The organism is Actinoplanes sp. NPDC051494, assembly GCF_044454705.1.
Lineage (GTDB): Bacteria > Actinomycetota > Actinomycetes > Mycobacteriales > Micromonosporaceae > Actinoplanes.
On record NZ_JBITDZ010000004.1, the window covers coordinates 239,704 to 249,966 of the forward strand.

Annotated in this window: 10 protein-coding genes; 5 read left to right on the forward strand and 5 right to left on the reverse strand. The window is 72.4% G+C overall.

The genetic code is table 11. From position 1 onward, the window contains the following. The first annotated feature begins 27 nt into the window (after positions 1 to 27). A complete protein-coding gene (locus tag ACIA6A_RS17845) occupies positions 28 to 3,309 on the forward strand; it encodes an ATP-binding protein (protein ID WP_396098768.1) in 3,282 nt (1,093 codons plus the stop codon). On the opposite strand, the gene ACIA6A_RS17850 is transcribed toward ACIA6A_RS17845, so the two are convergent. The 3 genes from ACIA6A_RS17850 to ACIA6A_RS17860 form a co-directional block, all read right to left on the reverse strand. Next, positions 3,278 to 3,991, reverse strand: a complete 714-nt coding sequence (locus ACIA6A_RS17850; RefSeq protein WP_396098769.1) for an SDR family NAD(P)-dependent oxidoreductase — start codon at positions 3,989 to 3,991, stop codon at positions 3,278 to 3,280. The two genes, ACIA6A_RS17845 and ACIA6A_RS17850, sit on opposite strands and share 32 nt — an antisense overlap. Before the next feature lie 94 nt (positions 3,992 to 4,085). Next, the gene (locus tag ACIA6A_RS17855) at positions 4,086 to 4,739 is read right to left on the reverse strand and encodes a helix-turn-helix domain-containing protein (RefSeq protein WP_396098770.1); all 654 of its coding nucleotides are present in this window, start codon (positions 4,737 to 4,739) and stop codon (positions 4,086 to 4,088) included. 20 nt (positions 4,740 to 4,759) lie between these two features. After that, the gene (locus tag ACIA6A_RS17860; RefSeq protein ID WP_396098771.1) at positions 4,760 to 5,197 is read right to left on the reverse strand and encodes an ATP-binding protein; all 438 of its coding nucleotides are present in this window, start codon (positions 5,195 to 5,197) and stop codon (positions 4,760 to 4,762) included. Between the two features lie 218 nt (positions 5,198 to 5,415). Between ACIA6A_RS17860 and ACIA6A_RS17865 the strand changes: the two genes are divergently transcribed. The 3 genes from ACIA6A_RS17865 (at position 5,416) to ACIA6A_RS17875 (ending at position 8,387) form a co-directional block, all read left to right on the forward strand. Beyond that, positions 5,416 to 6,147 (forward strand): hypothetical protein, encoded by a 732-nt coding sequence (locus ACIA6A_RS17865; RefSeq protein WP_396098772.1) that lies wholly within the window; start codon positions 5,416 to 5,418, stop codon positions 6,145 to 6,147. Positions 6,148 to 6,164: 17 nt separating this feature from the next. Further along, positions 6,165 to 7,463 carry a primary-amine oxidase gene (locus ACIA6A_RS17870; protein WP_396098773.1) on the forward strand — a complete coding sequence of 433 codons (1,299 nt, stop codon included), beginning with the start codon at positions 6,165 to 6,167 and terminating at the stop codon, positions 7,461 to 7,463. A gap of 123 nt (positions 7,464 to 7,586) precedes the next feature. Continuing rightward, the gene (locus ACIA6A_RS17875) at positions 7,587 to 8,387 is read left to right on the forward strand and encodes an alpha/beta fold hydrolase (RefSeq protein WP_396098774.1); all 801 of its coding nucleotides are present in this window, start codon (positions 7,587 to 7,589) and stop codon (positions 8,385 to 8,387) included. Positions 8,388 to 8,403: 16 nt separating this feature from the next. On the opposite strand, the gene ACIA6A_RS17880 is transcribed toward ACIA6A_RS17875, so the two are convergent. Next, the gene (locus ACIA6A_RS17880; RefSeq protein ID WP_396098775.1) at positions 8,404 to 8,865 is read right to left on the reverse strand and encodes a VOC family protein; all 462 of its coding nucleotides are present in this window, start codon (positions 8,863 to 8,865) and stop codon (positions 8,404 to 8,406) included. Positions 8,866 to 8,962: 97 nt separating this feature from the next. Here ACIA6A_RS17880 and ACIA6A_RS17885 point away from each other — a divergent pair, with 97 nt between their 5' ends. Further along, the gene (locus ACIA6A_RS17885) at positions 8,963 to 9,919 is read left to right on the forward strand and encodes a helix-turn-helix transcriptional regulator (protein ID WP_396098776.1); all 957 of its coding nucleotides are present in this window, start codon (positions 8,963 to 8,965) and stop codon (positions 9,917 to 9,919) included. Positions 9,920 to 9,926: 7 nt separating this feature from the next. On the opposite strand, the gene ACIA6A_RS17890 is transcribed toward ACIA6A_RS17885, so the two are convergent. Then, entirely contained in the window at positions 9,927 to 10,247 is a 321-nt protein-coding gene (locus tag ACIA6A_RS17890; protein ID WP_396098777.1) for a hypothetical protein, read from the reverse strand. Positions 10,248 to 10,263: the final 16 nt, after the last annotated feature.

Here is a 10,263-nt window from a genome sequence, read left to right on the forward strand (position 1 = left end):
TCCGGCCGCGGGACTACCCTCCATCGAATGGCTTCTGGCAACGGCGCGCCGCGTCTGCGGATCCTGGGTCCGCTGCGGGTCCGGCACGGTGACGGGAAGCCGCTCCCGCTTCCCGAGCAGGTCGCCTGCCTGCTCGCGGTACTGCTGGCCCGGGAGGACCGGCCGGCCGGTGGCCCCGAGCTGATCGAGCTGATGTGGGGCGACGCGGCCCCGGTCAGCGCGATGAACATCCTGCACAAGTACATCGGCGTGTTGCGGCGGACGCTGGAGCCGGGACTCCCGGCCCGGGACCCTGGTTCCTTCCTGGTACGCCGCGGTCACGGTTACCTGATCGAGGCCGGGCCGGAGGTGCTGGATCTCGCCGCGTTCCGGGCGAATGTACGGCTGGCCGAGTCCCACCTCGCGGAGCAACGCCCGGTGGAAGCGTTCGACGCCTACGCGGACGCGGTCGGGCGGTGGCGCGGACCGGTGGCCACGGGTCTGGCCTGCGGGCCGGGCGCGACGGCGATGTTCGCCGCGCTCGACGGTGACTTCCTCGACACGTGTGTGACGGCGGCCGGGCTCGCGGTGCCGCTGGGCCGGGCCGAGCAGGTCCTGGGGCCGCTGCGACTGGCCGCGACGATGGCGCCGTTGCACGAGCCGGTGCACGCGGGCCTGATCGTCGCGCTGACCGCGGCCGGGCGACGCGACGAAGCACTGTCGGTGTCCGCCGGCGTCCGGGCGCGGCTGGCCGACGAACTCGGCATCGACCCCGGCCCGGCATTGGTGACCGCCCACCGGCAGGCACTGGCCGGCCCGGCCCACAACGGCAGCCCGGCCCACAATGGCAGCCCGGCCCACAATGGCAGCCCGGCCCACAGCGGCGGCCCGGCCCTGGCGGACGGCAGCCCGACCCACAATGGCGGCCCGGTCCTGGCGGACGGCAGCGTGGCAGACAGCGGCGGCCCGGCTGCGGCGGACGGTGGTGGGCGGGCCGGGGCGGACGGGCTGCTGGTCGGGCGGGACGGGGAGCTGGCCGTGCTGCGGCAGGCGCTGGACGCGGCCCTCGACGGCGACGCCCCCATCGTCCTTGTCGAGGGCGAGCCGGGGAGCGGGAAGACCCGGCTGCTGGAGGAGATCGCCGATGCGGCCGGTGCGCGGGGTGCGCTGGTGGCCTGGGGCCGCTGCCTGCAAGGTGACGCGATGCCGGCGATGTGGCCGTGGACGCAGGCCATCGGTGCCGTGCTCGACGGCCTCCCGGGCGAGACGGGTGACGGGTGGCGAGGCGGGGAGCTCAGCCGGATCACCGCGCCGGACACCACCGCGACGCCACCGGACGCCGGTACCCAGTTCCGGCTGTTCGAGCAGGTCGTCGCCGTCATCGCGGAGGTGGCCACGACCCGGGCGGTGGTGCTGGTCGTGGACGATCTCCAGTGGGCCGATGTCGCCTCGCTGCGCCTGTTCGACCACCTGACCGAACACCTGCCGGGCGGGTCGGTGCTCATCGGCGCTCTGCGCGACCGCGCGCCGGTTCCCGGTTCCGCGCTCACCCGGATCCTCGCCGCGGCGGACCGGCAGCCCGGCCGGCATCGGATCCGGCTCGGGCCGCTCAGCTCCGGCGACGTGGCCGAGCTGGTGCGCCAGGAGACCGGCCGGGATGCCGATCCGGACACGGTTCGCGGCATTCACACCCGTACGGCGGGGAACCCGTTCTTCGTTCGTGAACTGTCCCGGTTCCTGGCCGACGGCGAGGCCACCGCGCGGGCGGGGGTGCCGTCCACGGTGCGCGACATCGTCCGGGACCGGATGGACGGCCTCGATCCCGGCGCCGAGTGGCTGCTGCGGGTCGCCGCGTTCGCCGGCCGGGACGTGGAACCCGGCCTGCTGGCCGCCGCCGCCGGGCTGGACGAGCGGACCTGCCTCGCCCGCGTCGAGGTGCTGCGGGCCGCCGGGCTGCTCGATCCCGCCCCCGCGACGGTGCGTTTCGGGCACGACCTGATCCGTGAGGCGGTGCTCGACACGACACCGCGGCTGCTCACGACGCAGCTGCACCTGCGGGTCGCGGACGCGCTGGAACGCGTCGCGGCCCCCGGTGAGTCCGTCGACGAACGTCTCGCCCATCACCTGTGGACGGCCGGGCCGCTGGCGGAGCCGGACCGTACGGCCGGTGCGCTGGTGCGCGCGGGCAGCCGGGCGGCCGGCAAGTCCGCGTTCGAGTCCGCCGAGCGGCATCTGCGGCGGGCCGCACGGATCGCCGGGGCGGCCGGGTCGGACGAGCTGGAGCTGTCCGCGCTGGCGCAGCTCGCCACCGTCGCCGGGATGCGGTCGGGGTTCAACTCGGCGGCGCCCGGGCTGTTGAAACGCGCGGAGTCCCTGGCCCGCGGGCTGGGCCGGGAACGGCTGGCCGCCGAGTTGCTGTTCTCCCGCCGGGCCGCGTATTCGCAGGCCGCGCAGCTGCAGCACAGCAGCCGGCTGGCCCACCGGCTGCGCCGGCAGGGCGAGGCGTCGGAGGACCCGGTGGTGCGCGCGTACGGCCTGCGCGCCTGGGGCATCCACGAATGGGACGCCGGGAACATCGGCGAGGCGTTCCGGTACCTGAGCCGGTCGAACAAAGACATGGCCGAGGGCCGCACCCGGCGCGAGGACCACCCGCTGCGCCACGACCTGCGGCTGATGTCGGACGGGATCTTCGCCGAGACCACCGCCCTGCACGGGGACGTGGACGCGGCCCGGAAAGTGCTCGACACGGTGGCGGCCGGGGCGGGCGGCGACCCGTACGCGATCACGGTCTGGGCCGCTTTCGCCGCGCGGATCGCCGCCATGGCCGGGGATCCGGCCTGGGCGCTGCGGACGGCGGATCGGGGTATCGCCGTCGACCCCGGTTTCTCCTACCGTTTCTTCGGCGCGTACCTGCGACTGGCCCGGTCCTGGGCGCACGCGGTCTCCGGGGTGGACCCGGCCGGCGCCGCGGCCGAGGCCGACCGGGTCATCACCACGGTGCTGCTCGACCCACCGCGCTCCAACCTGCCCACCTGGTACGCGCTGCTGGCCGAGATGTGGCTGGCGGCGGACCGCCCGGACGACGCGGCGACCGCGCTCGACCGGGCCGACGGGTTCCTCGAGGCACACGGTCAGCGATACGCGCGGGGCCTGATCCTGCTGCTGCGGGCCCGGCTGCTGCAGGCCCGCGGCGCGTCCGGCGATGACGTCCGGGCCGCGGCCGAGCGGGCCCGGGCGACGTCGATCGAGGGCGAGGTGCACCTGTTCGCCCAGCGCGCCGACGAGCTGCTGGAGCAGGTCAGAGGCTCTGGCCGCCGGACAGGTCGATGATCGAGCCGGTTGCCCAGCCGAACGCGCCGGACAGGATCGCGGGCACCGCCGCGGTGATGTCGCCGGTCGTGGCGATGCGGCCCTGGGCGATCGTTGCGGCGGCGAGCTTCTGCACCTCGGGCGCGCGCATGATGCCGCCGCCGAAGTCGGTCTCCACCGCGCCGCCCATGAGGGTGTTGACCCGGATGCCCCGGTCCGCGAGCTCGACGGCCTGATACCTGGTCAGGACCTCGATCGCGCCCTTGGTGGCGGCGTAGGCCGACATGCCGGGCACGACGCCGCGGGTCAGCGCCGTGCTCACGTTCAGCACCCGGCCGCCGTCGTTGATCAGCGGCAGCAGGGCCTGGGTGAGGAAGAACGGCGCCCGCAGGTTGATGCCCACCAGCTCGTCGAACTGCTCCGGGGTGGTCTGCGCGTACGGCGCGTAGGTGCCGATGCCCGCGTTGTTGACCAGGTAGTCGAAGGTCTCCACCCCGAACCGGTCCCGCAGGATGTCACGCACGGTGGCGACGAACGCCGGGTACGCGGCGACGTCGAGCCGGACGAAGAGGTCGCCGGGCTCCGGCTCGGTGGTGAGGTAGGTGCCCAGCACCTCGACGCCCGAGCGGGTCAGCTGCTGGGCCATGCCCTGGCCCAGTCCACGGCTCGCGCCGGTGACGAGGGCGATCTTCCGGTCTGTCATCGGAGTCCTTCGGTCGGGGAAACGGTCCCCGCCACGATGGATCAGCCACCGGCGCCGGTCGAGGCGTTGTCCGCTGAACGGACAACGCCCGGGGTCAGCGCGGGGCGAGGCGGCGTTCGAGCGCGACGGCGGCCCGGTGCACGGGCGCCGCGAGCCGGTCCGCCGGGCGTCGCGCCGCGGTGGCGACCTGCAACGACGCGCGCCGGCCACCGGGCAGGCCGACCGGCACGGCGTAGCAGGTCAGGCCGGGGAACACGTCCTCGTCGTCGATGGCGGCACCGAACGGGCGCCGGCGTTCCGCGGTCGCCGCGGCGGGGTCGAGGACCATCGCCGCGGCCGTCGACGCCGGCATGTGCGCGCCGCTGCGGGCGTCGATCGGCAGCGGGTCGCGGCCGGGCACCATCTCCAGCGCCACGAAGGCGCCCTCCGACGGCACGACCAGGGACACCGCGGCGCCGGTCTGCTCCCGGAGCCGGCCGATGACCGTCGCCGCGGCCGCCCGCAGCCCCGCCAGTGGTTCCACCCGCTGCGCGAGGCCCAGCAGCGACGGCGACAGCGACCACTGACCGTTGACCCATTCCACCGCCGCGGACTCGCGCAACTGCCCGAGCAGCCGGTGCACCGTGGGCCGGGGCAGGCCGGTCAGCTCCGACAGGCGCGCGACCTGACGCTCGCGGCCGGTCTCGGGCAGGGCGCGGAGCACCCGGAAGGCACCGTCGACGACACCACGGGGTTCCGGGCCGGTCATGACGCGCACCTCCGCCGGGGTCATCCGGCCGTCGGGTCCCCACCGGGCGGCAGGAAAGCCGCCCAAACGTACTTGACCTGGCCGTCGACCTGCCAGCACAGGTCGTCCGACAACGATGACACGATGGGCAGCCCCCGGCCGCCGGCCACCACACCACCGGCGTCCACCGAGCGCGGCACCCCGGCCACGTCCCGGTCCGACACGGCGAGGATCAGGTCAACCGAGGACCGCAACAACATGATGTGTACGGGTGGCAGCCCGTGCCGCAACGCGTTGCTCCCCAGCTCGGTGGCGACCAGCGTCATCCGCTCGCACAGCTGGTCGTCCGCGAGTCGCCGGTCACGCAGCTCACGGGCCAGCTCCGCCCGCACGGTGCGCAGGTCGTCCCCGGACGTGAGCTCCCATCGCCGCAGTTCAGCGGCGTGCACGGGAACCGGTGCCGACCGCGGGGTTTTCATGGACCGGCTGATTGCCCACCTACGCGGAACGAAAACGCTCTCCGTGGATGTCCGGTCGACGAGCCGGACGGTGCGCGGGTGGTCACCGACGCGGACCGGGTTCCCAGGCTGCCCGTACCCATGGATCCCTGAGGTAGACAAATGTCAATTTACATCGGCCTCACACGGTGCTCGGCATGGTCCATGCGGACCGCCTATCCACAGGAGGAATGCCGACAGTGAGTTCTTATCAACGGTGGGGGTGGGGCCTCGGGATCGCGACGATCACCGCGGTGGCCGCCTTCGGGGCGGCCTCGTGGCAGGCGAACGCGACGCCCGCCCCGTCGGCCCCACCGGACGCCGCGGGCGCGCCCCGGGTGTCCGACCCCAGCCCCGTACCCGAACCGGCCTCCGGAACCGGAACCGACGCACTGACCAGCACCGAGGTCGGGAAAGCCCGCACCGCGGCCGTGACCGGGAAGCTCGCCTCGAGCGCCGAGGGGGTGACCGGCGAGGCCGGGCCGGAGTATCTGTCGGCCGAGGTGGATCTCGACGGCACCGGACGGCAGGCCGAGATGTACTTCTACGACTACAAGACCGACAAGCTCATCAAACAGGTCGTCGACCTGAAGTCCGGCAAGCTCGTCGAGTCGTTCTCCGCCGCCGGGATGCAGCCGCCGGCGTCGGTCCGGGAGGCGTCCGTCGCCCTGGACCTGCTGCTCGCCGACCCGCTCAGCGCCGACTTCCGCACCGCGTACGCGAAGGCGACCGGCAAGGAACTCACGGGCAAGGAGGGCCTCGACGCCACCGCGCACATCTACAAGGCCCGGCCGGCCGACACCGGGGCGGCGAGCGAGTGCGGTGTGAAGCGCTGTGTGCAACTCCTGGTGCAGACCACGGACGGCCATTACATCAACGTCAAGAACCTGATCATCGACCTGTCCGGGCGCCGGGTCGCCCGCCTGACGTGAACGAGGTTACCCGCAGCATGACGTACCGAAGAATGGCCGGCGCCGCGGCGGTCCTGCTCGCCGCCGGACTGGGTCTGGCCGCGCAGTCCCCCGCCTCCGCGGCACCGGAGGCCTCGCCCTGCGGTGCCGCGGCGATGGTCCAGGAGACGCTGCCCAACGGCACCACGTGGCAGCTCTGCTGGCGCATCAACAACCTGGCCGGGCTGGTCCTCAACAACGTCTTCGTCTCCACCAAGCTGCAGCCCGAGCCGGTGCAGGTGCTCAGCTCGATCCGCCTCGCCCAGCTCAACGTGCCCTACGACACCGGCGAGACCGAATACAACGACCTCACCGAGTACGGCCTCGGCGGCTGGTCGCTGGAGACGATCACCGACAGCGACTGCCGCAACGGCTCGAAACGGGTCGGCACCGACGGCAGCGACAACCCGGAACAGCGGGCGGTGCTCTGCGTCAGCGCCGAGCCGACCGGGCAGGCCTACCGGCTCAACGAGTACGACTACGACCCGGAGACCGGTGAGGAGAGCCAGACCCTCTACACCGAGCAGGGGTACGACCTGGTGCTGCGCTCGATCAGCAAGGTCGGCTGGTACGAGTACGTGTCCGAGTACCGCCTCAGCGACACCGGCCAGATCACCGCGAACCTCGGCGCGACCGGCGACCTGGCCCCGAACGAGTACTCCACCGCCGACAACGGCTGGCCGATCGGCAAGCAGGCCCGGGACTACGCGACCATGCACTACCACAGCGCGTTCTGGCGGGTCGACTTCAACATCGGCGGCAAGGGCGGTGAGGCGGTCGAGCAGTACGACACGAAGCTCGACGGGCAGGGCACCATGGCCGCCAAGCTGCTCACCACGAAGAAGGCGATCGCCAAGGAGGGCAGTTACACCAAGGTGGACCGCCGCTGGTGGCGCGTGGTCAGTCAGAAGAGCCTGAACGCCGACGGGCACCAGCGGTCGTACGAGCTGGGGCTCGGGGCCGACGACCCGTACGAGGGGCATCCGGAGACCCAGCCGGACGTGACCTTCACCCAGGCCAACCTGTGCGAGAAGTGGGCGTCGGACAACGCGGCCGACCCGGAGTGCCCGCTGGAGAGCAGGACCATCATCGACTTCGCGGCGAACAAGGAGAAGCTGACCGACCCGGTGATGTGGGTCCGGGCCGGTTTCCACCACGTGCCCCGCGACGAGGACCAGAGCCCGATGCCGATGCACTGGCAGGGTTTCCAGCTGATCCCCCGTGACTTCACGGCGATGAACCCGCTCACTCCGGACGCCCGCAAGGACCTCAACGGCAACCCGCAGCCGCAGGACTGATCCACCGGACCGATCGATTGGCCGGCCCGGTCCTCACACGACCGGGCCGGCCGCCGCGACGGACAACCAGGGCGACATCCGCACCGGCCGCCGGCCCTACGATCTGCCGATGGTGGTTCGTAGATGAAGATCGATCAGAAGCACGCCCTGCACATCGACGGGCTACCGCACGGGCAGCCGATGATGTTCTCGCACGGCTACGGCTGCGACCAGAACATGTGGCGCCTGGTCGCACCGGCGTTCAGCGGCACCCACCGGGTCGTGCTGTTCGATCACGTCGGCGTCGGCCGGTCGGACCTGCGCTCGTACGACCCGGTCCGGTACTCGAACCTGGAGGGGTACGCCTCCGACGTGCTGGCCATCATCCACGAGCTCGGCCTGTCCGAGGTGATCTTCGTCGGGCACTCGGTCAGCGCCATGATCGGCATCCTCGCGGCCATCCGGGAGCCCGAGCACTTCGCCCACCTGATCCTGGTCGGGCCATCCCCCTCCTACATCGACGAGGGCGACTACGTCGGCGGGTTCCAGCGCGCCGACATCGCCGAGATGATGGACTCGCTGGACAGCAACTACCTGGGCTGGTCCAGCGTCATCGCGCCGATCATCATGGCCAACCCGCACCGGCCCGAGCTGAGCCTGGAGCTGATCAACAGCTTCTGCGCCACCGACCCGGACATCGCCAAGCGGTTCGCGCACGTCACGTTCCTCTCCGACAATCGCGCCGACCTGCCGAAACTGCGCACCCCGGCGCTGATCCTGCAGTGCACCGACGACGTCATCGCCCCACGGTCCGTCGGTGAGTACATGCACGAGTACCTGCCGGAGAGCACGCTGGTGGTCATGAACGCCACCGGCCACTGCCCCAACCTCAGCGCGCCCGACGAGACCGTGGCCGCGATCAGGCACTATCTTGATTCGCGCTGACCGCGGCCGGCCCGGATCAGCCCGCGTACGCGGCGGCGACGTCCAGGATCCACGTCACGCCGAACCGGTCGGTGAGCATCCCGAAGCCGGGACCCCACTGCGACGGGGCGAACTTCTCGATGACCTCGGCCCCGTCGGCGAGCCGGTCCCACAGCGCGCCGACCTCCTCGACGGTCTCGCCGCGGACCGACACGAAGAAGCGCTCACCGGTCAGCGTCACGCCGTTCTCCCGGGTGGTGGCGCCGGCCGGGGCCGTGGCGGGGGCATGGCCCGGCACGTCGTACGCCATGATGCTGAACCCGTTGTCGGCGGTGACCTGGCCGAAGACGACCTTGTCGGCGTCCGGAAGCTCCTTGGGCATCCCGAGATCGCCGTAGGCGACGACCGTCAGGTGACCGCCGAAGACGGACCGGTAGAACTCCAGCGCCGCGCGGGCGTCGCCACGGAAGTTCAGGTGGGTGGTGGTGGCCAGGGCCATGGTGTGACTCCTTGATCGGACGACGAAAAGCTCTGGGACCAAGATTCGCAGCGGTAGGTGACAGGTTGTGGCACCTACCTCGGGCAGAATCGTCCCCATGCCGAAAACCTCCGCGCGCCTGCTGGCCCTGCTGTCACTGCTGCAGACCCGCCGCGACTGGTCCGGCACCGTGCTCGCCGACCGCCTCGACATCAGCCTGCGCACCGTGCGCCGCGACGTCGACCGGCTGCGCGAGCTCGGCTACCCCATCGCCGCCGTCAAGGGCCCCGACGGCGGCTACCGGCTCGGCGCCGGCACCGAACTGCCCCCGCTGCTGTTCGACGACGAGCAGGCGGTGGCGCTCACCATCGCCCTGCAGATCGCCGCCACCACCCCCGGCAACGGGCTCGCCGAGAGCGCCGAACGGGCCCTGACCACCATCCGGCAGGTCCTGCCCAGCCGCCTGCGCCACCGGGTCGACGCGCTACGCATCACCGCCGTCGCACGCCCCACCACCCGCCCGGCCACCCCGGTCGGCGGCGACACGCTGCTGACGATCAGCGCCGCCGTGCACGCCCACGAGATCCTGCGCTTCGACTACGGCACCGGGATCAACCGGCGGACCGAACCCCACCACGTGATCACCTGGGACGGCCGGTGGTACCTCATCGCGTGGGACCTCGACCGCGAGGACTGGCGCACGTTCCGCGCCGACAAGATCGTGCCGCGCACCCCGAACGGCCCCCGGTTCACGCCACGCGAGCTGCCCGGAGGAGACGTGCCGGCGTACGTGACCGGCGTCTTCCGCGGTTCCGGCGACACCTCGGGGAACTGGCCCTGCCAGGGCACGGTGATCCTCGACCTGCCCGCGGCGACGGTGGCGCTGTACACCCGCGAGGGCCTCGTCGAGGAGATCACCCCGGACCGCTGCCGCCTCACCCTCGGATCATGGTCCTGGCCGGGCCTCGCGGCCGCGATCGCCCGCTACGACGCCGACATCGAGGTCGTCGGCCCACCCGAGCTGACCGAGGCCTTCGCCCACCTCGCCCGCCGCTTCACCCGGATCGCCCGCTGAGCGCGGGTCATTGTCCGTCGCGGGGCCACCAGTGCGCGCGGCCGCGGCGCAGGCGGCGGATCAGCAGGCCGGCGGCGAGGGCGGCGACCAGCGCCGGGAGGCCCCAGTCCGACCAGGACGAGTCGTCGCCGGTAGCGAGGAGCAGGGCCAGCATCGCGGCGGCGAAGGTGACGAGCGCCAGGCTGCTGGTGTTCGCCCGTTGCCGGTGCGAGCGGAGGTGCCGGGCGTCGTCCGCCCGCCGCCGGCTGCCCGGCGGGCCGTACGGCACGTTGGACAGCACGAGGAGCACCGCCATGGCGATGATCAACAGCACGGTCGACAGTTCCATGATCTCCTCGCGTCAC

Bases quoted from the DNA above. Each gene is read 5' to 3' on its own strand.
- ACIA6A_RS17850 (WP_396098769.1), bottom strand. From the start codon at position 3,991: ATGACAGACCGGAAGATCGCCCTCGTCACCGGCGCGAGCCGTGGACTG.
- ACIA6A_RS17890 (WP_396098777.1), bottom strand. From the start codon at position 10,247: ATGGAACTGTCGACCGTGCTGTTGATCATCGCCATGGCGGTGCTCCTC.
- ACIA6A_RS17875 (WP_396098774.1), top strand. From the start codon at position 7,587: ATGAAGATCGATCAGAAGCACGCCCTGCACATCGACGGGCTACCGCAC.
- ACIA6A_RS17885 (WP_396098776.1), top strand. From the start codon at position 8,963: ATGCCGAAAACCTCCGCGCGCCTGCTGGCCCTGCTGTCACTGCTGCAG.
- ACIA6A_RS17860 (WP_396098771.1), bottom strand. From the start codon at position 5,197: ATGAAAACCCCGCGGTCGGCACCGGTTCCCGTGCACGCCGCTGAACTG.
- ACIA6A_RS17855 (WP_396098770.1), bottom strand. From the start codon at position 4,739: ATGACCGGCCCGGAACCCCGTGGTGTCGTCGACGGTGCCTTCCGGGTG.
- ACIA6A_RS17845 (WP_396098768.1), top strand. From the start codon at position 28: ATGGCTTCTGGCAACGGCGCGCCGCGTCTGCGGATCCTGGGTCCGCTG.
- ACIA6A_RS17870 (WP_396098773.1), top strand. From the start codon at position 6,165: ATGACGTACCGAAGAATGGCCGGCGCCGCGGCGGTCCTGCTCGCCGCC.
- ACIA6A_RS17880 (WP_396098775.1), bottom strand. From the start codon at position 8,865: ATGGCCCTGGCCACCACCACCCACCTGAACTTCCGTGGCGACGCCCGC.